We start from the raw sequence: 24,468 nt of genomic DNA, 5'->3' as shown, positions 1-24,468 counted from the left end.
CGTCGGGGCGGACGTGAAGGGGCCGGCGGAACGTACCCCCCCGGTACATTCCCCCCTGCGTGGGCGTGGGTTTTCTATGACGCGATCACCATCCTACGCTCCTGTTGCGCGGGCACGGGTGTCTTGGATCTCCGGGGTTCACTGGTGAGCCGGATATCTGTGGGTTGGTGGACAGTGATGGCCCTGGAGGGCAGGGCGCTGTCCGCGGCCCCACATGCGGATCATTTCAGGACGGGAAGGGGGAATTTCAGCGGCTTGCCGTCCGAGGCGAGGGTGTGTCCCGTCACCTCCGCGGCGCCCAGTCCCTGGCGCTGGCCCTGGAAGGTGGCCTGGGCATCTCTCGAGGACTTCTTGCCCGCGTAGAACATGGCGAAGCGCGTGAAGAGCTCCCCCGCCGTGCCCAGCACCGCCGCGGCCACCTTCATCGCCGGGCGCCGCCGGCCCGGCACCAGATCCATCCCGAGCGACGCCGCGGTGCAGACGTGGGCCGCCACCCACATCGCCCCCGTCCACCCCTGGTGCAGCGGCTTGCCCACGGCCTCCACGCGCGTGGCGTCGCGGTGGGCGGCGAGCCCCGCGGCGAGCGCGGCCACCTTTCCCCCCATGCCGAACAGGTGGAGGATTCGCTCCTCCTCGGGCTTATGGGGCAGCAGTCGCAGCAGGCTGCCCGCGCCCGCCACCGACGAGGCCATGAACAAGAGGGGCAGGCTCTTGTGGACGGACTGCCAGAGGGCCACCGACGTGTTGGTGATGAGCACCGCCGTGTACCCGGCGAGCGGCATGCCCAGGAGGCCGCCGATCAGGGCCGCGCCGTCTCCCGCCCGCCCGAGCCAGCCCTTCTGGCCCGAGAGCACCGCGGCCGCGCCGTTCATCGCCCCCGAGCCGGAGAGGATCCACGTACCCAGGTTCATGGGCGAGGTGGGACGGAAGACGCGCAGCATGTGGAGGAAGCGCTCGGGCCGGCCCAGGTCATAGATGAGCAGTCCCGCGCTCACGCTGTCGCCCACCGCGCCGATCCACCGGCAGCGCACACCCAGGGGCCGCAGGCGCTCGCCACCGAGCACCTCCGCCGTCGCGCCCAACAGGCTCGCCGCGCCCGCCGTGCCGCCCACGTAGAAGTAGAGCGGAATGGTCCAGATCCATATCGGCTCCTTGAGCACGGGCTGCCCGTAGTAGCTCGGCGTCGCCGAGGTGACGTCGGATGGGGTGGGCCGCGTGTGCAGCACCGCGCGCGCGGGGTTGGCCTCGTCCAACCGCTTCACCCGCTGCCAGGCGCCCTCGCCGGACAGCTCACCCCGGCTCGTGTCGATCTCGCGCCCGTCCCCGCGCTTGTCCAGATCCTCCGGCCGGATGCCTTTACTCACGCGTGCTTCCCCCTCCGAGCAGCACCGCCCCGAGCGCCAGCGCCGCCATGCCCAGCGCGCCCCAGCCCGCCATCGCCCAGGACTCCTTGCCCTTCATCGTCGGCACCACGGGGTCGGGCGGCAGGTTGTAGACCTCGGGCTTGTCCACCAGCAGGAAGAAGGCGTTGAGCCCTCCCGTGCCCGGCTGGCTCTCCGGATCCGCGCCGTACAGGTAGGCCTCGCCCAGGCCCTTCTCATGGAGCTGCTCCACCCGGCGCCTGGCGCGCTCGCGCAATTCGTCCACGTCGCCGTACTGGATGGACGCGGTGGGGCACGCCTTGGCGCACGCGGGCGTCATGCCCTCGCCCAGCCGGTCGTAGCAGAGCGTGCACTTCCACGCGCGCCCGTCGTCCTCGCGCCGATCGATGACGCCGAAGGGACACGCCGTCACGCAGTAGCCGCAGCCGTTGCACACGTCCGGCTGCACGTACACGGTGTCGAACTCGGTGCGGATGATGGCGCCCGTGGGACACGCCTCCAGACACCCGGCGCGCTGGCAGTGCTTGCACACGTCCGAGCTCATCAGCCACGAGAAGTCCACCAGCCCCACCGTGTGTCCCGGCATGGGCACGGGCCGCTCGACGAACGCCACGTGCCTCCAGGTGGAGGCGCCCAGGTGCCCCGTGTTGTCATAGGACATGCCCGTGAGCTCCAGGCCGTCCTCGGGCAACTGGTTCCACTGCTTGCAGGCCACCTCGCACGCCTTGCAGCCAATGCAGATGGTCGTGTCGGTGAAGAAGCCCTTCTGTCCCATGGGGCACTACTCCCTCGCGTCCTGCTCGGGTTGGGGCATGGGCGGACCCACGCCTTCCTTGTCTCGCGGCACCTCGACCACGCCCGGGGGCAGCGGCGGCGGCTCCCAGCCCATCGCCGCGAGCCTGCCCTGCCCGCGCCGCCCCGGCAGCACGTTGCACGCGAGCACCTTGGACTCCTGGATGGAGACGTTCGGGTCCGCCGAGAAGGCCGTGAGGTCATTGGTGCTCTCGCCCTTCACCCGCCCCGTGTAGCCCCAGTGGTAGGGCATGCCCACCTGGTGCACGAGCTTGTCGCCCACCTTCAGCGGCCGCAGGCGCTCGGTCACCAGCACCCGGCACTCCACCTGGCCGCGCGCCGTGGACACCGTGCACCAGCCGCCGTTCTCCAGCTCCGCCTGGGCCGCCAGCTCCGGCGACACCTCCACGAACATCTCCGGCTGCAGCTCGCTCAACCACGACAGCCAGCGCGACATGCCGCCCGCCGTGTGGTGCTCGGTGAGCCGGTACGTGGTGAGCATGTACGGGTAGCGCGGATCCGCCCACGCCCGCGCCATGGGGTTGTCGCGGCGCCGCCACTCATAGCGCGCCGGGTTGCACTGCTGCCCATAGAGGAAGTTTTGCACCGAGGACTCCAGCGGCTCGTAGTGCGTGGGCAGCGGGCCGTCCACCATGCCGCTCGGCGCGAACAGCCACCCCTTGCCATCCGCCTGCAGGAGGAAGGGATCATCCCCGGAGAGCGTGTCCAGCCCCTGGTCGCCCTTCTTCGCCCGGTACGAGGGATGCCGGTCCGCGATGAAGTCGGGCACGTCCTCGCCCGTCCACCGGCGCTGGCCCTCGTCCCACCAGACGTACTTCTTGCGCTCGCTCCACGGGCGGCCCTCGGGATCCGCCGAGGCGCGGTTGTAGAGCAGCCGCCGGTTGGCCGGCCACGCCCACCCCCACTCGGGCGCCACGATCGTCTGCTCCTGGCCGGGCTTGCGCCGCGCCGCCTGGTTCACCCCGTCCGCGTAAGCACCCGAGTAGATCCAACAGCCACACGCCGTGCTGCCGTCGGCCTCGAGTTTCGTGAAGCCCGGCACGGGCACTCCGTCCTTCACCGTGTAGCCGTTGATCTCCCTGAGCACGGCCTCGGCGTCCGGCTCGTCGAGCGGACCGTGGGTGGGATAGTCCCAGGTGAGCGCCTGGAGGGGCCGGTCCTTCTCCTCGGTGGAGTCCGCGTAGAGCGCCTTGAGCCGGCGCCCCAGCTCGAAGATGAATTGCAGATCGCTCCGGGCCTGGCCCGGGGGCTCCACCGCCTGCGAGTGCCACTGCAACAGGCGCTGGGTGTTGGTGAACGAGCCGGACTTCTCCGTGTGCGCGGCGCTCGGGAAGAAGAAGACCTCGGTCTGGATGTCCTGGGGCCGCACGTCGCCGCGGACGACTTCCGGAGCGGTGCGCCAGAACTCGGCCGTCTCGATGAGGGTGAGGTCCGTCACCACCAGCCACTCGAGCTTGTGCAGGGCCTTGCGGTGCAGGGCCCCGTTCATCGAGCCCACCACGGGGTTCTGCCCCATGACGAAGTAGCCCTTCACCTTGCCGTCGGCCATGTCGGCCACGGTCGTCATGTGCGAGTGGTCCCCGGTGAGCTTGGGCAGCCAGTGGAAGCCCCAGTCGTTCTGCTTCGTCGCGGCGTCGCCGTAGTACGCCTTGAGCAGCGAGACGATGTACTTGGGGAACTCGCTCCACCAGCCGCTGGCCGACACGTTGTTGTGCACGTACTGGTCGAAGCGCTGCGCGTCCGGCGCGTGCGGCATGGGGATGTAGCCGGGCAGCAGGTTGTAGAGCGTGGGGATGTCGCTGGAGCCCTGGATGGAGGCGTGGCCGCGCAGGGCCATGATGCCGCCACCGGGCCGGCCGATGTTGCCCAGGAGCAACTGGATGATGCCGGCCGAGCGGATGTTCTGCACGCCCACCGAGTGCTGCGTCCAACCCACCGCGTAGCAGATGGCGCTCGTGCGCTCGCGCCCCGAGTTGTCGCACAGCGTCCTGGCCACCTTGAGGAACAGCTCCTCGGGGACGCCGCAGATGCGTGAGACGACGGCTGGCGTGTAGCGCGCGTAGTGGCGCTTGAGCACCTGGAAGACGCAGCGCGGGTGCTGGAGCGTCTTGTCCCGCGACACCTCGGTGATGTGCTTGCCCTGCACCTTGCCGTGACCGCCCGCGCCGGGTTCGGCGAAGATCTCCTTGTGGCCCGCGGCGGCCACCACTCCGTCCAGCCCCTCGTACTGCCAGGTGTGGGGCTGGTACTTGCCCGTCTCCGGGTCATAGCCGCTGAAGAGCCCGTCGAGCTGCTCGGTGTCCTGGAAGTCCTCGCGGATGATGGCGGGCGCGTTGGTGTAGTGCACCACGTAGTCGTGGAAGTAGCGCTCGTTCTCCAGGATGTAGTGGATGATGCCGCCGAGGAACGCGATGTCCGTGCCCGCGCGCAGGGGCACGAACACGTCGGCCATGGCGCTGGTGCGCGAGAAGCGTGGATCCACGTGGATGACGGTGGCGCCGCGCTCACGCGCCTCCATCACCCACTGGAAGCCCACCGGATGGCACTCGGCCATGTTGCTCCCCTGGATGAGGATGCAATCCGAGTTGGCCAGATCCTGCTGGAAGTTGGTGGCCCCGCCTCGTCCTAGCGTGATGCCCAGACCGGGCACCGTGGAGGAGTGTCATATTCGAGCCTGGTTCTCCACCTGGACGATGCCGAGTCCCGCGGTGAAGAGCTTCTTGATGAGATAGTTCTCCTCGTTGTCGAGCGTGGCGCCGCCCAGGTGCGCGATGCCCAGGGTGCGGTTGACCACGTCGCCGGATTCCGTCTTCGCCTGCCACGTGGCGTCGCGCGCCTTCTTCACGCGCTCGGCGAGCATGTCCATGGCCTTGTGCAGGGGAAGCTTCTCCCACTGCATGGCGCCCGGCTTGCGGTAGAGCACGTCGTGGACGCGGTGGTTGCCCGTGACGAGCTGGAAGCTGGCGCTGCCCTTGGGACACAGCCGGCCGCGCGAGATGGGAGACGTCTCGTCCCCCTCGATGTCGAGGATCTTCCCGTCCTTCACGTAGACCTTCTGGCCGCAGCCCACGGCGCAGTAGGGGCACACGGAGGGGACGACCTTGTCGGCCCGGACGGTGCGCGGCTCCAACTGACGGCTGCGCTCGCTCATGGCCGACTCGCCCAGGCCGAGCGCGTCCTTGCGCTTTAGCTGCCGCAGGAGGGGCCATCGCGACAGCAGGTCGAAGAGTCCCACGGTGGTCGTCTCCCGGATGGACAGGGCTACGGCGCAACCATGGGCACGTCGTGGCACGGTGGCGATGGGCCCATGGGACGACATCCGCCTGCCCGCCAGTCCCCTGTCCGGGAGTGGACGTCAATCGAAGCGGTCGAATATCCACCACAGGACGCGGCGTACGCCGGAGACCAGGAGGTAGTACCAGGGCGTCGCGAGCACCTCGCGCGAGACGTCGAGGTCCTGGAGGAACGCCCGCGCGAGTGCCGTGTTGAGGGACGGGTCCTCCACCACGAGCGAGCCCTCCTGCAGCACGTTGAGGGAGAAGGGATCCAGGTTGGTGGAGCCGACGATGCACTGCTCTTCGTCCACCACGGCCGTCTTGGCGTGCATCATCGTGGGTTGGTATTCCCAGAGGCGCACGCCGTGCTTGATCAGGGAGCGGTAGGTGGAGCGCTGCATGGCGCGCGCCACGGGGACGTCGTTGATGGGGCCCGGCACGAGCACGCGCACGTCCACGCCGGCGCGCCGCAAGCCGATGAGCAGGCGGGTGAAGGCGTCGTTGATGGCGAAGTAGCCGCTGGAGATCCACAGCCGGCGCCGGGCGGCGCTGAAGACGGCTTCCAGCATCCGCTCGGCGGGCTCGGCGCCGGGGCGGGCGCGGCTCTGGATGAAGGCGGCGCGGGAGGGGCCCTCGGGAGCGAGGGCGGGGAAGGAGTCTGCGGGGAGCGGCTCGCCACCGGCGTGCTGCCAGTCCTCGGAGAAGGTGGCCTGCATCTGCGCGAGGGCGGCGGGGCCGTGCACGCGCACGTTGGTGTCCCGCCACTCGTGCTCGCTCTGGCCGTGGCCATCCCACTCGTCCGAGATGCACCAGCCGCCGGTGAGCCCCACGCGTCCGTCGATGACGAGCAGCTTGCGATGGTTGCGCAGGAGCAGCCGCCAGAAGTGGCGGAGGCGGGGAGGGTGGAAGCGACGGACCTCGCACCCGGCGCGCTCCAGACGGGGCCGCACGGACTTCTCGAAGCCACCCCGGCTGCCCACTGCGTCCACGAGCAGTCGGCAGGCAACGCCCGCGCGCGCCCTCTCCTCCAGGGCCGCCACGAGGCGATCCGACACCTTGCCCGGACGCCAGATGTAGATGCACAGGTGGATGCTCGAACGGGCCCGGGCAATCTCCTGCTCGATGACCTCGAAGATGCGGCCGTTGCACACCAGCTCCACCTGATGACCGGGCCGCAACTGGGGGCACGGCGCGGAGGAACCCTCGGTGGGGAGGGCGGTGGGAACGATGGGCTGGACGGGGCCCTGGACGAGCTGGAGCCCGTGACGGGGCTCGACGACCAGGGTGCCTCGGGGTGGCGTGTGGCTCATGCGAGGATCGGGACGGAGCGGTGGATGCGGGTCATGAGGTGAGTGGCGGAGAAGTTGTGCACGGAAGCCCGCTCGCTCCACCTCCCGGGGAGCATTTGACGTCGGCTCGCTTGCCCGCTGGGGATGCGAACACAGTTCATAGGTGCTCGCACGTTCCGCCCTACCCCTTGCGCCACACCTCGCTGGCAAGCAGGGCGCGCGCGGCGAGGAAGCCACACAGCCCATGCACCCCGGCCCCGGGGGGCGTGGAGGACGAGCACAGATAGAGACGGGGATCCGGCGTGGCGTAGGGCACGAGGCTCGCCACGGGACGGGCGAGCAGTTGCAGGCCCTCCATGGCGCCGCCGGAGATGTCCCCGCCGATGCAGTTGGCGTTGTACGCCTCGTATTGCGCGGGCGAGCGCGTGTGCCGGGCGAGCACGAGCTCACCGAAGCCCGGGGCGAAGCGCTCCATCTGCGCCTCGATGCGCGCCGTCATGTCCTCGGTGCAGCCGTTGGGCACGTGGCAGTACGCCCATCCGGTATGCCGCCCCTTGGGCGCGCGGCTGTCATCGAAGGGCGTGTGCTGGGCCACGAGCACGAAGGGGCGCTCGGGCACCTGTCCCCGGGCCACCGCGGCCTCGCTCGCGGAGATCTCCTCCAGGCTGCCGCCCACGTGCACGGTGCCCGCGCGGGAGCACCCGAAGGCCCGCCAGGGGATGGGGCCGGCGAGGGCCCAATCCACCTTGAACACGCCGGGCCCGTAGCGGAAGCGCCGCAGCTTCTCCACGTAGCGGGGCGGCAGCCGGTGGCCGGCGAGCTTCACGAGCTGCGCGGGCGTCACGTCGAGCAGCACGGCGCGCGCGCGGGGCAGCTCATCCACGTTCGTCACGCGCTGGCCGGTGACGACCTCGCCGCCGAGCACGCCCAGGTAGCTCACGAGCGCGTCCACGAGCTTCTGGGTGCCGCCTCGGGGAAACGGCCAGCCGACGGCGTGACCCGAGGTGAGCAGGAGGATGCCGAAGGCGGAGGTGAGGGGGTGCTCGAGGGCGGAGAAGGAGTGCGCGGCGCCGCCGGCGAAGAGGGCGCGGGCGAGAGGACCCTGGAAGGCGCTCCGGGCCTGGGCGTGGGCGGAGCGCAGGGCGCGCAGGCCGAAGCGGGCGAGCCGCAGCGGATGGCGGGGCAGGCGGAACGGATCTCCGAGCTGGGCCATGATGTCCTCGAAGGCGTGCACCATGGGGCGCATCCAGCGCTCGTAGCGCCTGGAGTCGGGGCCGAGTCCCCGCGCGGTGGCCTCCAGGGAGCGCTCGAGCACGGCGGCGCTGCCATCCTCCAGGGGGTGGGCGAGGGGCGCGTCCGGGTGCACCCATTCGAGCCCGTGGTCGGCGAGGGGGAGCTGGCGCAGGAAGGGCGAGGCCACGGCGAGCGGGTGGACGGCGGAGCAGACGTCGTGGACGTAGCCGGGCAGGGTGAGCTCGGCCGAGCGTGCGCCGCCGCCGGGGGTGGGAGCCGCCTCCACGACTCGCACCGAGCGGCCCGCGCGGGCCAGGGTCACCGCGGCGGAGAGCCCATTGGGTCCCGCGCCCACCACGATCGCGTCGAGCACCGAACTCATGGCGGGGAGCTTCACCCGACCTCGGGAGTCCAGGCGGAAAATCCCATCCCGATGCGTTCACCACTGGACGTCGGGAGTCGTCTGGCACGAGGGCACCCGAGCGGACGGGCGGCCAAGGGGAGGGCCTGTGTGTGCGTTGGGGGAGGGGCGTTCGCATCCTGTGCCCACGGGGGCTCGCGTGCCGCGGAGCCAGACAAGACGAGGAGGGGGCATGGGTCGCCAGGACTTGAAGGGCCAGGTCGCCATCGTGACGGGGGCGTCGAGCGGGGTGGGGTGGCAGGCGGCGGTCCGGCTGGGCGAGGCGGGGGTGCGGCTGTGCGTGACGGCGCGCTCGGAGGAGGCGCTGGCGCGGCTGTGCCAGGACATCCAGGCGAAGGGGGGCGAGTGCTTCGCGGTGCCCGGGGACGTGACGGTGCAATCGGACGTGGAGCACGTGGTGCGCGAGTGCGTGGCGCACTATGGGCGGGTGGACCTGTTGGTGAATGACGCGGGGGTGCAGTCCTATGGGCTCTTCGACGAGCTGCCGTGGGAGCACATCACGCGGGTGTTCGACGTGAATTGCTTTGGCTTCATGCGCTTCGCGCGGGCGGTGTTGCCGCACTTCCGGCGCCAGGGCAGCGGCCACATCCTCAACGTGCAATCCATGCTGTCCAAGGGCGGGGCGCCGTTGTTGTCGCCGTATTCGGCGAGCAAGCACGCGACACTGGGCTGGGCCAAGTCGCTGAAGCTGGAGCTGGCGAACACGGACATCCACGTGTCCAACATCCTGGTGCCGTCGGTGTCGTCGAACATGTTCGCGCACGCGCCGACGATGTTCAGCCGGGCGCCGCAACCGGTGCCGCCCACGTATGACGTGGACGTGGTGGCGCGAGCGGTGGTGCGGGCGGCGAGGTCTCCGGGCAAGACGCTCGTGCCGGTGTTCCTCCAGGGCTGGCTCATCCTGGCGATGGATACGATTGTGCCTTTCGTGGGGGATTTCATTCTCGGCCGGTGGGGCAAGCGCATGCAGATGCGCGAGCAGCCGGTGGAGCGCCGCGAGGGCAATCTCTTCCAGCCGATGCCCCGGGTGATGGGCCCCTATGGCCCGGTGCCGGCCACGCCGCGCTGGAAGCGCTTCTCGGCGACGGCGGCCATCGCGGCGCTCGCGGGCGGCGCGGTGCTGGGCGCGGCGAGGCTCGCGCGCGTGGCCCGTTAGACGTGGCGGGCGGTCGGGTGGCTTCGGTGTAGGGTGGGCCGTGTCCACTCGATTCGCTGGTCCGCGAAGGAGTGGGGGCCGCACAGGCTCTCGGACGCGGAGAAGGAGGCCATCAAAACTGCTCTGGACAAGGGTGAGTATTGGCTGGCGCGGCTGCTGGAGCGCGAGGCCCGGGGGCGCTACGTGCACGAAGAGGTGAAAAAACAGTTCCGACGGATCTACCGACGAGGTGAAGCAGGAGTTGAAGAACCACCAGCAATGGGTGGCCGCGTCCCTGAAGGGTTGCCGGTTCAAGGGGCGGCTGACTGGATGCGATTTCGGGCACTGGCCTGAGTACAGCAGCCTGCCGGGGTATCGGTTCGGTGCCATCGAGGACTGCGACTTCACCGAGGCCTGGATGGATGGCTGCCGCATCATGGGGTGTGATCCCTCCACCCTGCGCTTTCCCAAGTGGCCCTGCTTCACGTTCCTGGACCCTATCGGCCGTGCCTCCGAGTTGAGAGACGCCAAGTGGCCGGGCCGCTTCGGGCGTGTCACCGTGGACGAGCTTCACACCCAACCAGCTCCCACCAGATCGTTGACCTATCACGCTCCTTCGATAGCCAAGCGGATGGAAACCACCCCGGAAGAACTCCGGGCCGTCATCGAGAAGTTCGACTGCATCGTCTACTGACGGGGCTCCAGCACCTCGATGAGCACCTCTCCCAGGGTCAGGTCGAGCAGCGCCTTGCGGAAGGCTTCCAGCCGCGAGAGCGGCAGCAGGAGCTGGTAGCCCACGGTGGCGGCGTACTCCTCGGACACCAGCTCCGCCTCGTGGTTGGGGAGCATGCGGCGCAACCCATCCACGCTCGCGTATTCGATTTCGATGGCCAGACGCGCCTTGGGCACGCGCTCGATCGTGGGGAGGCTCTCGAGTGCCTGTTGCACGCACCCGGTATAGGCGCGCACGAGCCCGCCCTTGCCCAGCAACGTGCCTCCGAAATAGCGGGTGACGACGACGGCCACCTCGCCCACTCCGCCGTGGAGCAGGGCATTGAGCATGGGCCGGCCGGCGGTACCGTGGGGCTCGCCATCATCGCTCATGCCCACCTGGGCGGTGGAGCCGGGCGGGCCCGCCACATACGCCCAGCAGTTGTGGGTGGCGTCGGGGAACTCCTCGCGCACGCGGGCGATGAAGGCTCGGGCCTCCTCCACCGTGGGCGCCGGAGCGGCCGTGGTGAGGAAGCGGCTCTTCTGCAACTCCTGCTCGACCCGGTGGACGCCCGCGGGCACGAGGTAGCGTTTGGCTTCCATCCCCCGTCCACTCTACGGCCTCGGCCGCCGGTTGCACGCTCCAGCGTGGAAATTCACCTCCCGTGTCTCCTTGCGCGCGCTCGGTCCGGCCGCTATTCAGCCGGGCATTCGTTCGGTTCACCTCATCTAGAAGCCCTCTCTAGCTAGAAGTCCCTCTCCGTCCCCAGGAGCCCCCGATGTCCACCCCTGTCGATGCCTCCGCTCCGTCTTCTCCTCACGCCGCCGCGGCTCCTCCCACCGGCAAGGCCATGCTGTGGACCGGACGTGTCCTGTCGGGATTGTCCGTGGCTTTGTTCCTGATGAGCGCCGTGATGAAGCTGTCGCAGAACCCGCAGGTGGTCCAAGGCTGGCAGGGGCAGCAGGGCTACCCGCTCTCCACGCTGGTCCCCATCGGCGTCGTCGAGCTGCTCTGCGTGGTGCTCTACGCGGTGCCTCGCACCGCCGTGCTGGGTGCCCTCTTGCTCACGGCCTATCTCGGTGGGGCCGTCGCGACGCACGTGCGCATCTCGGACCCGTTCACCAGCCCCATCATCATTGGCGTGGTGGTCTGGGCGGGGCTCTACCTGCGTGACGCGCGGATCCGCGCGCTGGTGCCGCTGCGGCGCGACCCCTGAGCGTCCTCTCGTGAGAGCACGGCCTCGGTGACGAGGCCATACAGGAGCACCTGGAGGGCGAGCAGGGCGTGCTCGGCGGGTGTCCAGGTGCGGGGCGGCGCGGTGACGCGCAGGAGGGCAAAGGCGAGCTGCTCGAAGAGGCCCACGCCCGTGCCTGGCACCAGGCCCCATCGCCTCGCGGCGGGCGGAAGCGCGGGCCGGAGTCTGGCGTAGAGCACTCCCAGCGCCGGGCCGTAGAGCCAGCGCATGAGCAGTCCCAGGTGTTGCGCCGGGCGTGGCGCGAGCCGGAGGCCCCAGGTGTTGCGGAACGCCCGCGTGGCGATGTCTCGCACCGAGTACGGTGGGGGATGTCCGAGCAGCCCATCGCGCAAGGGTTCCCAGGCACTCAAGGCGAGGGTGCCCAGGGCTCCCGCGGCCAGGCCTCGCACGAGGACGGGGGCTGAATGCTGTTCCAACCGGGGTCTCCACATGTCACGGTGAAGATAGGGGGCCCTGGCTTCCCGGGCGCGCGCGCCCGCTTCCTCGCTGGAGAGGCGGGCCTCCCGGTCCTCTCCCTGGAGGACGCGCGTCCGGGGGCGTGCCCATCGTGTGGTCTTGAAGGATGAACCCAACCCCTCGCGAGGAAGCGCCCATGCCGGAATATGACTTCGACCTGTTCACCCTGGGCGGGGGCTCGGGAGGCGTGGCCGCGAGCCGCCGGGCGGGCGGGTACGGCGCCCGGGTCGCGCTGTGCGAGGACCAGGCGGTGGGTGGCACCTGCGTGCACCGCGGCTGTGTGCCCAAGAAGCTGCTCGTCTATGGCGCCCATTTCCGCGCGGAGTTCGAGGACGCGGTGGGCCATGGCTGGTCCGTCGCCGAGCCCGGCTTCGATTGGAAGAAACTCCAGGCGGGCAAGGACCGGGAGCTCGAGCGGTTGGATGGGGTGTACCGGCGGCTGCTGCACGAATCCGGCGTGCGGCTCATCGAGGGCCGGGGCCGGGTGGTGGATGCGCACACGGTGGAAGTGAAGGGCCAGCGCTACACGGCCAGGCACATCCTGGTGGCCACGGGCTCGCATCCCTTCCTGCCCCAGCTTCCCGGCATCGAGCATGTCATCACCTCGGATGGGGCGCTGCGGCTGCCGGAGCTGCCGCGCCGGGTGGCCATCGTGGGCGGGGGCTACATCGGGGTGGAGTTCGCGGGCATCTTCAACGCGCTGGGCTCGCGGGTGACGATGTTCCTCCGGGGCGGCACGGTGCTGCGCGGCTTCGATGACGACGTGCGCGCGGTGCTCGCCGAGGAGATGCGCAAGAAGGGGATTGAATTGCGCACCGAGAGCCTCTTGCGCGGCATCGAGAAGCAGACGGATGGGACGTTGAGTGTGCTCACGGGCCTGGAGACGCTCGAGGTGGACGCGGTGTTGTTCGCCACGGGGCGGGTGCCCAACACGAAGGGGCTCGGGTTGGAGGAGGTGGGGGTGGAGTTGGACGAGCGGGGCGCGGTGAAGGTGGATGAATGGTCTCGCACCCGGGTGGAGAGCCTCTACGCGGTGGGCGACGTGACGGACCGCATCAACCTCACCCCGGTGGCGATCGCCGAGGGGCGCGCGGTGGCCGAGACGCTCTTCCATGACAATCCCACGCGGATGGACCACTCGGGGGTGGCCTCGGCGGTGTTCAGCCAGCCCCCGGTGGGCACGGTGGGGTGCACCGAGCGCGAGGCGCGGACGAAGTACGGCGCGGTGGACGTGTATGTGTCCAGCTTCCGGCCCATGAAGCACGTGCTGAGCGGGCGCGACGAGCGGGTGATGATCAAGGTCATCGTCGCGCGCGAGAGCGACCGGGTGCTGGGCATCCACATGGTGGGCGCGGACGCGCCGGAAATCATCCAGGGCCTGGCGGTGGCGTTGAAGTGTGGCGTCACCAAGAAGCAGCTGGACGCCACGGTGGGCATCCACCCCACGGTGGCCGAGGAGTTCGTCACCCTGCGCGCCAAGCGGCCGGAGCCCGAGGACGAGCTCGTGGGGGACCTCGGCCACGAGGCGACAGGGGCCTAGCCCTTCATGAAGTTCCTCAGCACGAACCAGACGTTGGCGGGGCGCTCGGCGAGCCGGCGCATGAAGTACGGGTACCAGTGCTTGCCGTAGGGCACATAGACGCGCACCGGGTAGCCCTCGCCCACGAGCAGCTCCTGCAGGTCGCGGCGGATGCCGTAGAGCATCTGGAACTCGAATGCCTTGGGCTTGAGCTTCTTCTCCTTCGCGTAGGCGAGCGTCTCCTGGATCATCCGCTCGTCATGCGTGGCGATGCCATGGTACAGCCCGCTGTCGAGCAGCACGCGCATGGTGCGCAGGAAGCACTCGTCCACCTCGCGCTTGTCCTGATACGCCACGTCGGGCCCCTCGAGGTAGGCGCCCTTGCACAGACGGATGCGGATGCCCTCGGCGCACAGGGCCTTGGCATCCTCCTCGGTGCGGTACAGGCTGCTTTGCAGCACCGCGCCCACGTGCTTGCCACCGAATTCCCGGTGCAGCGCGCGCACCACGTCCAGCGTGGCCTGGGTCACCTCGCTCTGCTCCATGTCCACGCGCACGAACGAGCCCCTGCGCCTGGCCTCGGCCACCACCTCGCGCGCGTTGGCGAGCGCCAGCTCCTTGTCGAAGAGCAGGCCGCACTGGGTGAGCTTGAGCGAGACGTTGCCGCGTGCCTTTTCCTGATCGATTCGCGCGAGCAGCCGGAGGTACTCGGCCACCTCCGCGCGCGTCTCGTCCGGGGTGCGCACCGCCTCGTTGAGGTGGTCGAAGGAGACGGTGATGCCGCGGGCATTCAATTCCTTCACCGCCGCGACGGCGTCCTCGAGCGTCTCGCCGGCGATGAAGCGGCGGGCGACCCGCCCCAGGGCGGGCACGCGCGTGGCGGCTTCCTTCAACCCCTCGCGGCGCGAGAGGAACATCAGGGCGGAGCGGGACAGCGAGGTGGTGGTGTCCATGGGGGCGGGGGCGGCTCAGGGGGTGTGTTGGCGGAGGAAGTCGTCGACGACGGCGTTGAAGGAGTCGGGATGGCTCATGTACGGCAGATGGCTGGCTTCGCGCAGCACTTCCAGCCGCGCGCCGGGGATGCGCTCCGCCACGTCCCGCGCATAGGACAGGGGTACGAGCTTGTCCCGCCCTCCATGGAGGATGAGGGTGGGGACCTTCAAGCCCTCCAGCTCTTCCAGGTAGCGCGCGGCGAGGATGTCCTTGAGCCGCCGCAACATCTCCAGGGGAGAAATCCGGCGGCCCTCGCGCACGATTTCCGCCCGGCCCTCCGAGGGCAGGGCGCGCCCGCCCATGATGCGCGCCACCGTGGGGGCGAAGAGGTAGGCGAAGGGTTTGGGAATGCGCACCAGGGTGGACAGCGCCACGGCGCCGCGGCGGATGCGTTGCACGCTCGCCACCGGCGACACCAGCACCAGGGCCTTGAGGCGCTCGGGGTGCTTGAGCGCGAAGGCGAGCGCGACGAGGCTTCCAAAGGAAGAGCCCACCAGGGCGAAGCGCTCGGGGAGGGCCGCCTCGGGGCGCGAGAGCGCGTCGACGTTCCATTGCAGGGGTGTATGCGTCAGCGGCGTCTGCAACGGCGGCGTCCACAACCACAGCCGCCAGTCGGACGCGAGCGGGCGCATGGGCGCGAAGGAGCGGCCCGAGGCGCCCAGTCCTGGCAGACACACCACGGTGCGCGAGGGCTCCTGGCTTCCCCCTGGAAAGGTGAACAGGCGCACGGTCGCTCCGTGCACCCGCCGCTCCTCGCAGGGCAATTCGTAGCCGGGTTGGATGTCCCCGGGCTCGGGCACGAGGCGGGGCGACACGGCGGAGACGAGGGCCTCAGGCATGACAGGCTCGGATGAGGAGGTGGCGCACCTGGGTGGCGACGCGGTCCCGGAAACGTTTGAGTTCCGACTCGCAGGCCTCCGGGGCGGGGGGCGGCAGCGGCCGGCCCAGGGCGAAGGTCATCTTCACCGGCAACGGCAGGGGCATGCCCAAGGGAACGCGGTACTTCTCCCCGGGAGCCAACGCCACGCTCCACCGCTCGTCCTCTGGACAGACAAAGGCGCCATCCACCCCGAACCCCGCGAAGGGCACCAGGGGCACCCTCGCCTGGGCCGCCAGCCGCGCGAAGCCCAACGTCTCCTCCCACCTCAAGGTGTAGTGGTGCCGGGGTTTCTTGAAGGTTTCCCAGGCGCCGCCGGGATAGCACACCACGAGGTGGCCCCCGCCGAGCGCCTCCAGCGCCTTCTGACGTGTGCCTTCCACTCCTCCCAGCCAGGGCAGCAATGTCTTCACCAGGGGGATCTTGAAGAAACCCCGCTCGGCGAGCCCCAGCGGGTAGCGGCCTGTAGCGCGGTGCAGCAGATGGAAGAAGGCGGGGGTTTCGTAACCCCAGAGCCCGTGATTGCCCACGAGCAGGATTGGACCCGCCGCGGGCAGGTGTTGTGCTCCCAGCAGCCGGGCCCGGTGATAGCGCGCGGACAGCCGCGCGCCCCGCTCGGCGAAGCGGAAGAACGCACGGCGCAACGGATTCAGGTCGGACTCCACGGGGAATGAAGATGGGGATGGCCGGTTGGGATGGCACCTGCGAGAGGGGCGCCGGGGCCTGCCTGTCTGCCCGTCAACTCCTGGCGAGGCGGTGACACACGGGGCCGGGGTGCCCCCGGTGTCTCTCCGGTGTGTCACCGGTGGCTCAACGGCTTGCAGCGGGGCGCCGAGGGCCGTCCCGGGTGTGGGACGGGGGCTCCGGCGAGGGGAAGGGCTCTCGAAGTCTCATGAAGTGTTGTCAGGCGGGCGGGACGGTCGGACTGAAGGGAGGGGTGAGGGGGGCCGGAGCGCGGATTCTCGGCCTCGCGGCGATGAGACCGGCCGTGTGCCTGGCGGCGCACGGCTAGCAACCCCTGGTGTTGGGCCGCTGCCTCGTGTCTGGTGCCCACGCGAGGCTTTTGGGGTTGGGATTCCTGCTCAATCCCGTACTGAAAATGCGTTCAGATGTAGCAGCATGATTCACGGAAGAAACGACATTTAATTAAATTTAATCGACAAACGGTGTATTTATGGCGTTATGTTTGTTGAGCTGTTGTGTACAACAGCCGCAACAGCAAACCCCCAGGATGAGCCGTGCCGCGGCGAAGCGGCGGCCATCGAGCACGAGGATACACGAGCATGTCGGTCGACAAGGCATTCAGGGATATGGTTCGTAGCGAGATCGAGATTCAGCTCAAGCCGCTGCGCGACCTGGTGTCGCGTCTGGAGGCGGGCACGTCGGATCTCGACAGCCTGCGCAGCGTGGCCGAGCAGCTCGCGCCGCTGGCCAGCGCGGTGGGTCCCCTCTTCGGCGTGTCGGGCGGACAGCGCTCGGCGGCCGCCGCCCCCGCGCGGCGCAGCCCGGGCCGTCCTCCCCGCGCCTCTTCCCAGGCGTCCTCTTCCCAGGCGTCCTCTTCCTCCTCGGCGGGTGGCAAGCGCCGTGGCCGCAAGCCGGCTGCCAGCACCGAGGGCGGTGCGCGGGATTGCGCCATCATTGGCTGTGGCAAGCCCAGCCGCACCAAGGGCTACTGCGCCGCGCACTACCAGAAGCTGCGCATGCTCGAGAAGACCAACCGCCGCCCGGGCGAGTGGAAGGACTACGCCGAGCCCAACAGCGTGGAGGACATCAAGCTGCCCCGTGGCCGCGCCGCCGCCAAGGCCCTGGCCGAGGCCCAGAAGAACGCCGGGTAGTCTTCCGCCTGGCACGGCGACGGGGGAGCGGGTCTTTCTCCTTCTGGAGAAGGTCCGGTCCTCCTTGCGGGCCTCGGGGGGGCCCGCCATGCTGGCATTCATGAACAAGCGCGAGCTGGAGCCTGGAATCTTTACCGACCTGGCCGGTCGGACCACGTATGGCGAGTATCTGCAGCTGGAGCGATTGCTCTCCGCGCAGGTTCCCCGCTCGCAACCCCCCCATCACGACGAGCTGCTCTTCATCATCCAGCACCAGACGAGCGAGCTGTGGATGAAGTTGCTCGTCCATGAGCTGGAAGCCGTCATCCGCTACGTGCAGAAGGACGAGCTGGAGCCCTCCTTCAAGATCTTCTCCCGGGTGGGCCACATCCAGCGCATGCTCTTCGAGCAGTGGAGTGTCCTGGAGACGCTCACGCCCAACGAGTACCTCGAGTTCCGGGGCGCGCTCGGGCAGGCGTCCGGCTTTCAGAGCCATCAATACCGGGCGCTGGAGTTCCTGCTGGGCCACAAGAACGAGGCCACGCTCGCTCCCTTCCGGCACTCGCCCACCGAGCACGCCCAGCTCGAGCGTCTGTTGGAGTCTCCCAGCGTGTATGACGAATTCCTGCGCCACCTGTCGCGCAAGGGGCTCGCCGTGCCCGCGGATCGCATCGAGCGGGATTGGCGTCAGCCCTACGAGAAGAGCGCCGGGGTGATGGAGGTGTTCCGGATCATCTACGAGAACCCCGAGCGCCATTGGGACGCCTATGAGATGTGCGAGAAGCTGGTGGACGTGGAGGAGCGCTTCCAGCTGTGGCGCTACCGACACATGATGACGGTGATGCGTGTCATCGGCTTCAAGCCCGGCACGGGAGGCTCCTCGGGCGTGGGGTTCCTGCGCAAGGCGTTGGATTTGCGCTTCTTCCCCGAGCTGTGGGATGTGCGCACGGAGCTCGTTCCCCCCGGGGCCCGCTAGGGCCGGGCGGAGAGTGTTCACCGGTGGATGGGGGCGGATTGGGGGCCCGGCGCGCGCGTGCTAGAGCCTGGGAATGCTCGTGTTCCCGCTCGCCCTGCTGCTGACGGCCGCCCCCCCCGCCCTGGAGACCTGGGCCACCCGGGTGTGCCCTCCGTCCAAGGCGGAGCCGGACTCGAACGTGGAGATGAAGCTGAGGGAGCAGCGGCGCGCCGAGTGTCTGCGCAAGGCCATGGACAAGGCGCTCGACCGCGTCATCCTCCCGCTCAAGAAGTCCAGGCCCGAGGCCTTCAAGGAGTGGATGGCCTTGCAGGCCGACTACAACCGCTGGATGGCCGAGGCCTGTGCCGCCGCCGAGGAGGCCAACTGGGTGGACCTGACCACCGGCGAGCGCTCCATGGGCACCGGGTATGGTTTCACCGAGAGCCAATGCCTCCAGCGCCACCATGCCTGGCGTGGCTTCCACGCCGAGGCCTGGGCCCGCGGAGAGCGCAACCCGCTCGCGCCCCTGTCCCCGTCGCTCGAGGGGCCCGCGGCCGAGGCCCGCCGCGCCTGGAATGCCTACCGCGACCGGGTCCGCCAGAGCGCCGCCCACGCTCCCACCCAGGCCATTGAGCCGGCGCGCCCCTCGCGCAAGCTGTCCCGGGATGACTGGAAGCCCTATGTGGAAAGGTTGGAGCGCGTGCTGGCCGGTCCCGAGTTGCTCGCCACGCGGCAGTGCTCCCTCCTCCCCGCCCCCCCCACCGACTGCGTCCAGCGCTTCGCCGACAGCCTTTTCGCCCAGATGGATCCTCCCCAGCCTCCGGGCCGGTCCGAAGGTGGACCGTAAGTCTTCCCAAGCGGTTAAGCTGCCGCCCCCATGTCGGCCCCCGTCCCGCTCATCCTGGAGAAGGCTCACGTCCTCTGCTACCGCACCTTCGACATCGCGGAGGAGCTCGACCTGGAACGGGCCCGGCAGGTCATCTCCGCGGACGCCCGCCGCCTCAAGCTGAGCCGGGAAAACAGCCAGTATCTGCTCCTGCCCAACCCGCCCCTGGCCTTCGAGCTGGGCCGGCGCGTGCTCGCCCTGCGCCAGGGGCCCGTCACGGTGGACGTGACGGCGCGCCTGTTCGACCATGGCGCCGCCTCCATCATCCTGCGCGTCCCGGTGACGCCGGGCACCGGCTTCGACGCGCTCACCGCGCTCGCCGACGAGCTGTATGACAGCGTGGCCCTGGAAGCGCTCGCCCTGGAGCTCATCGAGTCGGTGCGACACATGATTGCCCCGGCCGCCCAGGGGCCCCACCTCTGGGAGCAGAACGAGAGCTATACCGTGCTCTTCGTGGAGCGCATCGAGGGCACTCCGAACGCCGAGGAATTGCTCGCGCGCGCGGACCTGGCGCGGCTGCTGCTCGGGGAGGTGGACGCCAAGCCCCTGTCCCCGCGCGAGCGCGAGTCCGTCCTCTCCTCGCGCTTCAGCTACACCGTGGATGACCTGGTCCTCGTCGACTGGAACAGCGCCTTCGTCTACGAGCCTTCCGGCTCCAATGACATCCCGGACCTGCTGGAGGTGGCCAACGCGCAATTGTTGGAGTTCCGCTATTACGACGACCTGTTGGACGCGCACATCGGCCGCATCCACGACCGGATGCAGGAGCGCCGCCGGGGCTGGTCCACCCTCGTGCGCAGCCCCTACCGCCAGCTCACCCGCGAGACGCTCGCCACCCTGGTGGACCTCAACGAGTTCGTCGAGCGCGTGGAGAACAGCCTGAAAATCATCGGCGATTTCTACCTGTCCAAGGTCTACGAGGCCGCCGTCAAACGCATGCGCATCCCCGCCTGGCAGGCCTCGGTGACGCGCAAACAACAGCTCCTCACCCAGACCTACGGCCTGCTCAAGGGCGAGGTGGACACGGATCGCTCCCTCTCCCTGGAGCTCACCATCGTCCTGCTCATCGTCCTGGAAGTCGTCTTCGCCATCTTCGTCCATTGACCCGCGGGACAATCCCGGGTGGCGCTGGACACATGCACCCGGGAGGAGCATCCGGGGGAAGACGTTCGCACGCAAGCCGGGTAGGCAAGCGTCACGAGGCATGGAACACTGTCCGCTCGCCCGATGGAGTTCCGGGCGGGGGGGGTGGGCATGCAAGTGCCCCAAGACAACTTCATGACGGTCATGGATCGCATGTCTCATGCGTTGGAGCAGCCCGTGGGCGCTCCCTCGGCCTCGGGGCTGCTGCGGGAGCTGGTGCGCAGCGCCGCGGACGCGGTGCTCGTGGCGCAAGTCCAGGAGGAGGCGGCCTCGCTGCGGCTGCGGGTGCTCGCCGAAGCGGGGGGGCTGCTGTCCGGTCCGCTCGAGTGGGAGGAGGCGGTGGCCGCGGTGGCGCAGCTCGTGGTGGGGGGCTTCGCCGACTGGTGCGCGGTGGACTTCCTCGACGAGCACGGCGCGCTCCGGCGGCTCACCGCGCGGCACGCGCACGAGGAGCGCTCTCCGTGCACCGGGTGCCTCGAGGCCTTCACCCCCGAGCGCGTGCGCCCCTCGGCCATCACCGAGGTGGTGCGCACCGGCTGCCCCCTGCTCGTCACCGGGCTCGGCGTGCCGGGCACGCGGGGGCTCGCGCCGGAGGCCGGGGGCCGCGAGTCCGGGGGCTCGTTCCTCGTCGTGCCCCTGGCGGCACGCCACCGCACCCTGGGCGCCATGTCCTTCGTGCGCGGGCCCGGGCGCGAGCCCTTCGGCGAGGCGGAGCGCATGCTCACCGAGGACCTGGCGTCGCGCGTGGGCCTGGCGATCGACCATGCGCGGCTGTTGCGCGAGTCGCGCGCCGCCGAGGCCGAGTCGCGCCGCCACGCCGCGCGTCTGCGCATCCTCGTGGACGTGGACAGGCTCCTCGCCCAGGCGGGCCTGGAGCTGCCGGCGGTGCTGGACGTCATCGCCCACAAGGTGTCCGAGGTCATCGGTGATGGGTGTGTGCTCCAGCTCATCCGCGAGGAGGACTCCACCCTGGAGCCCGTCACCCTCCACCACCCGGACCCGGAGGCGCGCTGGTTGCTCGCGAGCACGGTGCACGCGCGCCGGCAGCGCTCGGGCGAGGGGCTTCACGGGGGCGTCGTGCTGGGGGGGCACTCGGTGCTGCTGCCGGACATCGACGCGGAGGCGGCGCGCGCCTCGGAGGGCCTGGCGGAGTACGTGCCCTACCTGGAGCGCTACGGGGCCCAGAGCCTGCTCGTGGTGCCCCTGCGCGCCCAGGGGAGGGTGGTGGGAACCCTCGGGGTGGTGCGCGACGTGGCGGGGGGCAGCCGGCCCTACACCGAGGAGGATCGGCTCCTGCTGAAGAGCCTCGGCGAGCGCGCCGCCCTGGCCATCGTCGGCGCGCGGCTGTACGGCGCGGCCACCGAGGCGGTGCGGCTGCGCGATGACTTCCTCTCCGTCGCCGGACACGAGCTGAAGACGCCCCTGTGCGCGCTGCGGCTGCAGATCCAGATGCTCGCGCGCCTCACGCGCGGCGAGGCCGCCGCGCCGGACGTCGCCGAGCGCGTGGCGAAGGCCGAGCGCGCCAGCGAGCGGCTGGCGGTGCTGGTGGACGAGCTGCTCGACGTGGGCCGCATCTCCTCGGGGCGGCTGTTGCTCGAGCGCGAGGAGTTGGACCTGGCGCAGCTCACGCGCGAGGTGCTCGGGCGCATGTCCGAGGCGTTCTCGCGCTCGGGCAGCGAGGTGCGGCTCATCGTGGACGCCGTCCCGGCGGGGCGGTGGGATCGCATGCGCCTGGAGCAGGTGCTCGTCAACCTCCTGTCCAACGCGGTCAAGTACGGCCGCGGCCAGCCCGTGGAGGTGCGGGTGGAGGAGGGCGGTCAAAAGGGCGTGCGGCTCGTGGTGAAGGACCACGGCATCGGCATCGCGCCCGAGGACCGCGCGCGCATCTTCGAGCGCTTCGAGCGGGCGGTGGAGGACAAGCGCTACCAGGGGCTCGGCCTGGGGTTGTGGATCACCCGGGAGATCATCGATGCCCACGGGGGCTCCATCCAGGTGCACGGCGGGCCGGGCGAGGGCTCCACCTTCACCGTGACGCTACCGCGCGGGTAGTCTCCGGAGCATCCGCGGGTGGCCGCTCGGAGGTTGGGCGGCCAGGGGAGTGTACCTCCGGGGTGTTTCGAGGGGCCCGGCCTGGGGTAGGCTGCGGCCCTTGGAATCACCCCTCACCAAGGTGGAGAGCCCGTTGAGCCGTCCTTCCCTGGACAACGTGCCGGCCCCCGAGCGCCCAGATCCCCACCGCGCGGTCCGCGTGGACAGCCCGCTTTTCGGCGAGCTGCTGCTCAAGCTGGGCATCGTCACCCCCAAGCAGATCGAGGAGGCCCTCTCGCTCCAGGCCCTCAACGGGCAGCGCCTGGGCGAGGCCCTCATCTCCCTGGGCTACGTCACGCGCGAGCAGATCCAGGAGGCGCTGGGCGAGGCGCTCGGACTGAACCACGCCCCCCCGGGCTTTCTTCCGGTGCACCCGCCGCTGGGCGAGGTGCTCGTGGGGCTCAAGTACCTCACCCTGTCCCAGCTCGACGAGGCGCTCACGCTCCAGCGCCGCTCGGGCCGCAAGCTGGGGGAGATCCTCGTCGAGCACGGCTATTGCTCCTATAAACAGCTCTACGAGGGACTGGCCCTGCAGGGCCGGGTCGCCGGCCGTCAGGAGTCCTCGGTGCGCGCCCAGCCCGAGGCGGGGCACCACCGCGTCATGGTGGTGGACGACAGCCCGCTCGCGTGCGCCTTCGTGCAGGACGGGCTCGTGTCGCTCGGCTACGACGTGGTGTGCTTCCAGGATCCGTACGAGGCGCTGGAGCAGGTGAACAAGGTGCAGCCGGCCATCGTCCTGAGCGACCTGGACATGCCGGGGCTGGACGGCATGGAGCTGTGCCGGCGGCTGAAGGAAGGCCCCACGCGGGCCATGCCCGTCATCATCCTCACCGCCAACGACAACGACTCCGAGCGCGTGAGCGGCCTGCGCGCGGGCGCCGACGACTACGTCAACAAGTCGGCCTCCATGGACGAGCTGGCCGCGCGCATCGAGAGCGTCATGCGCCGCACGGGCGAGACGGAGCGCATCCGCAAGCTCTTCGCCCGCTACACGTCCGACGCCGTGGTGGAGGAGATCCTCAAGAGCCCGGACGCGGTGGTGCTCACGGGCGAGAAGCGCGAGGTGACGACGCTCTTCGCCGACATCCGCAACTTCACGGGGCTCGCCGACAGCCTTCCCCCCGAGCAGACGGTGGGCGTGCTCAACCAGGTGCTCGGAGGCCTGGCCGATGCGGTGCTCACGTGTGGGGGCACCCTGGACAAGTTCCTCGGGGACGGGCTCATGGCCGTGTTCGGCGCGCCGGTGTTCCGCCCGGACGACGCCCTGCGCGCGCTCCAGTGCGCCAAGATGATGATGGCCTTCATGGTGGACCTGCGCCGGCGCGCCGAGGCCGAGTGGGCCACCACGCGCGAGGGCCGGCCGCTCAAGCTCGAGCTGGGCATTGGCGTCAACACGGGCGCGGCGGTGGCGGGCAACATCGGGGGCGCGGTGCGCACCGAGTACACCTGCATCGGCGACGCGGTGAACGTGGCCGCCCGCCTGTGCGCGCTCGCCGGGCCGGGGGAAATCCTGGTGGGCGAGCGCACCGTGGCGGTGCTGCCCGGCCATGAGGCCAGCTTCGAGGAGCTACCGCCCGTGCGGCTGCGCGGCAAGCCCCATCCGGTGTCGCTCTTCCGCGCCCTGTGGTAGGCGCCGGGGGGTGAACGCCCCCTCGAGTCAAACGTCTGGGACGCCCCGCCGCCGCGTCCACCCCATGATTCCCTTCCTGCTGCTGGCTCCGGTGCTCATCGGCCTGTCCGTGTGGCTCGGGCTGCGCGGGAAGACCGACCCCGGGGTCGCCCAGACCCACGCGGACTTCGCCCGCATCACCGCCGCGCTCGAAGTCTACCGCACCGAGCATGGCTCCCTCCCCGAGGAGGGCGACCTGTCCTTCCTCGTGCCCAAGTACCTGCCCGAGGTGCCGGTGAACCCCTGGGGCCACCCGTACGCCTACGCGAGCAACGGCCAGCGGCCCTTCCTCCAGTCCTATGGCGCCGATGGCGTCCGCGGGGGCAACGGCCCCAACGAGGACCACACCAGCCACGACGGCCACTCGGCCTTCCTGCCACGTTAGGGATGGCCTCGGGCCGTCTGGGATGACCCGGTGGGTTGGTTGGCCTGGCTCCCCCGTCCCACCCCGCTGCCCGGGAGAGGCCGGTTTTTCGGCCCGTCAGCACTTGCAAGTGTTCCAAGGGGAACCCGTTTTGCGCTAATCTTTGCCCAGAGCCGTCATGACGAGGAG

At 69.9% G+C, this 24,468-nt stretch carries 20 protein-coding genes and 1 pseudogene; 11 read left to right on the top strand and 10 right to left on the bottom strand.

Annotation, left to right across the window (positions count from 1 at the left end):
• Positions 1-221: 221 nt before the first annotated feature.
• The 5 genes from nrfD to D187_RS04870 form a co-directional block, all read right to left on the bottom strand.
• Positions 222-1,364, bottom strand: coding sequence for an NrfD/PsrC family molybdoenzyme membrane anchor subunit (gene nrfD, locus D187_RS04895; RefSeq protein WP_002630618.1), 1,143 nt, complete (start codon positions 1,362-1,364; stop codon positions 222-224).
• On the bottom strand, positions 1,357-2,157 hold the full coding sequence (locus D187_RS04890; RefSeq protein ID WP_002630619.1) for a 4Fe-4S dicluster domain-containing protein: 801 nt from the start codon (positions 2,155-2,157) through the stop codon (positions 1,357-1,359). Before D187_RS04890 ends, nrfD begins: the two co-directional genes overlap by 8 nt.
• A 6-nt stretch (positions 2,158-2,163) precedes the next feature.
• Positions 2,164-5,430, bottom strand: a complete 3,267-nt coding sequence (gene fdh, locus D187_RS04885) for a formate dehydrogenase (protein ID WP_281171765.1) — start codon at positions 5,428-5,430, stop codon at positions 2,164-2,166.
• A 120-nt stretch (positions 5,431-5,550) separates the two neighbouring features.
• The gene (locus D187_RS04875; protein WP_002630622.1) at positions 5,551-6,780 is read right to left on the bottom strand and encodes a phospholipase D-like domain-containing protein; all 1,230 of its coding nucleotides are present in this window, start codon (positions 6,778-6,780) and stop codon (positions 5,551-5,553) included.
• A 160-nt stretch (positions 6,781-6,940) separates the two neighbouring features.
• Complete coding sequence (locus D187_RS04870; RefSeq protein ID WP_043428673.1) at positions 6,941-8,374, bottom strand: phytoene desaturase family protein; 1,434 nt, start codon at positions 8,372-8,374, stop codon at positions 6,941-6,943.
• Between the two features lie 211 nt (positions 8,375-8,585).
• Here D187_RS04870 and D187_RS04865 point away from each other — a divergent pair, with 211 nt between their 5' ends.
• Entirely contained in the window at positions 8,586-9,569 is a 984-nt protein-coding gene (locus D187_RS04865; protein WP_002630624.1) for an SDR family NAD(P)-dependent oxidoreductase, read from the top strand.
• A 220-nt stretch (positions 9,570-9,789) separates the two neighbouring features.
• A pseudogene (locus D187_RS49415) lies at positions 9,790-10,242 on the top strand (hypothetical protein); the annotation flags it as partial.
• Here the strand turns inward: D187_RS49415 and D187_RS04855 are convergent.
• Positions 10,236-10,862 (bottom strand): YigZ family protein, encoded by a 627-nt coding sequence (locus tag D187_RS04855; protein ID WP_002630626.1) that lies wholly within the window; start codon positions 10,860-10,862, stop codon positions 10,236-10,238. The pseudogene D187_RS49415 and the gene D187_RS04855 sit on opposite strands and share 7 nt — an antisense overlap.
• A gap of 176 nt (positions 10,863-11,038) precedes the next feature.
• Here D187_RS04855 and D187_RS04850 point away from each other — a divergent pair, with 176 nt between their 5' ends.
• Positions 11,039-11,476 (top strand): DoxX family protein, encoded by a 438-nt coding sequence (locus tag D187_RS04850; protein WP_002630627.1) that lies wholly within the window; start codon positions 11,039-11,041, stop codon positions 11,474-11,476.
• On the opposite strand, the gene D187_RS04845 is transcribed toward D187_RS04850, so the two are convergent.
• Positions 11,422-11,931 carry a hypothetical protein gene (locus D187_RS04845; protein ID WP_155893174.1) on the bottom strand — a complete coding sequence of 170 codons (510 nt, stop codon included), beginning with the start codon at positions 11,929-11,931 and terminating at the stop codon, positions 11,422-11,424. The genes D187_RS04850 and D187_RS04845 overlap by 55 nt on opposite strands.
• Before the next feature lie 176 nt (positions 11,932-12,107).
• Here D187_RS04845 and gor point away from each other — a divergent pair, with 176 nt between their 5' ends.
• Positions 12,108-13,511: a glutathione-disulfide reductase gene (gene gor / locus D187_RS04840; protein ID WP_002630628.1), complete on the top strand. Its 1,404-nt coding sequence runs from the start codon at positions 12,108-12,110 to the stop codon at positions 13,509-13,511.
• Here gor and D187_RS04835 read toward each other — a convergent pair.
• Genes D187_RS04835 through D187_RS04825 form a run of 3 tightly spaced genes read right to left on the bottom strand, consistent with a single transcriptional unit; the run spans position 13,508 to position 16,004 of the window.
• Complete coding sequence (locus D187_RS04835) at positions 13,508-14,443, bottom strand: proline dehydrogenase family protein (RefSeq protein ID WP_002630629.1); 936 nt, start codon at positions 14,441-14,443, stop codon at positions 13,508-13,510. The genes gor and D187_RS04835 overlap by 4 nt on opposite strands.
• Before the next feature lie 15 nt (positions 14,444-14,458).
• Positions 14,459-15,322 carry an alpha/beta fold hydrolase gene (locus D187_RS04830; protein ID WP_002630630.1) on the bottom strand — a complete coding sequence of 288 codons (864 nt, stop codon included), beginning with the start codon at positions 15,320-15,322 and terminating at the stop codon, positions 14,459-14,461.
• On the bottom strand, positions 15,315-16,004 hold the full coding sequence (locus D187_RS04825; RefSeq protein ID WP_245591605.1) for a lysophospholipid acyltransferase family protein: 690 nt from the start codon (positions 16,002-16,004) through the stop codon (positions 15,315-15,317). The genes D187_RS04830 and D187_RS04825 overlap by 8 nt, the downstream gene beginning before the upstream one ends.
• Before the next feature lie 639 nt (positions 16,005-16,643).
• On the opposite strand from D187_RS04825, the gene D187_RS04820 reads away from it, so the two are divergent.
• The 7 genes from D187_RS04820 to D187_RS04790 all read left to right on the top strand — a co-directional run bounded on the left by D187_RS04820 (position 16,644) and on the right by D187_RS04790 (position 24,300).
• The gene (locus tag D187_RS04820) at positions 16,644-17,195 is read left to right on the top strand and encodes a hypothetical protein (RefSeq protein ID WP_002630632.1); all 552 of its coding nucleotides are present in this window, start codon (positions 16,644-16,646) and stop codon (positions 17,193-17,195) included.
• Between the two features lie 88 nt (positions 17,196-17,283).
• Positions 17,284-18,150 carry a tryptophan 2,3-dioxygenase gene (locus D187_RS04815; RefSeq protein WP_002630633.1) on the top strand — a complete coding sequence of 289 codons (867 nt, stop codon included), beginning with the start codon at positions 17,284-17,286 and terminating at the stop codon, positions 18,148-18,150.
• A 73-nt stretch (positions 18,151-18,223) separates the two neighbouring features.
• On the top strand, positions 18,224-18,976 hold the full coding sequence (locus tag D187_RS04810; protein ID WP_002630634.1) for a hypothetical protein: 753 nt from the start codon (positions 18,224-18,226) through the stop codon (positions 18,974-18,976).
• Positions 18,977-19,006: 30 nt separating this feature from the next.
• Positions 19,007-20,119 carry a hypothetical protein gene (locus D187_RS04805; RefSeq protein ID WP_002630635.1) on the top strand — a complete coding sequence of 371 codons (1,113 nt, stop codon included), beginning with the start codon at positions 19,007-19,009 and terminating at the stop codon, positions 20,117-20,119.
• Positions 20,120-20,269: 150 nt separating this feature from the next.
• Entirely contained in the window at positions 20,270-22,207 is a 1,938-nt protein-coding gene (locus tag D187_RS49410; RefSeq protein WP_162159616.1) for a sensor histidine kinase, read from the top strand.
• Positions 22,208-22,364: 157 nt separating this feature from the next.
• Positions 22,365-23,876: a cyclic di-GMP-binding domain-containing protein, MshE-related gene (locus tag D187_RS04795; protein WP_155893214.1), complete on the top strand. Its 1,512-nt coding sequence runs from the start codon at positions 22,365-22,367 to the stop codon at positions 23,874-23,876.
• A 64-nt stretch (positions 23,877-23,940) separates the two neighbouring features.
• Complete coding sequence (locus D187_RS04790; protein ID WP_002630638.1) at positions 23,941-24,300, top strand: type II secretion system protein GspG; 360 nt, start codon at positions 23,941-23,943, stop codon at positions 24,298-24,300.
• The last annotated feature ends 168 nt before the right edge of the window (positions 24,301-24,468 follow it).

Source organism: Cystobacter fuscus DSM 2262 (assembly GCF_000335475.2).
Taxonomy (GTDB): Bacteria; Myxococcota; Myxococcia; order Myxococcales; family Myxococcaceae; genus Cystobacter; species Cystobacter fuscus.
The sequence above is the reverse complement of the archived record's forward strand: the minus strand, read 5'-3'. Positions and strand labels throughout refer to the sequence as shown.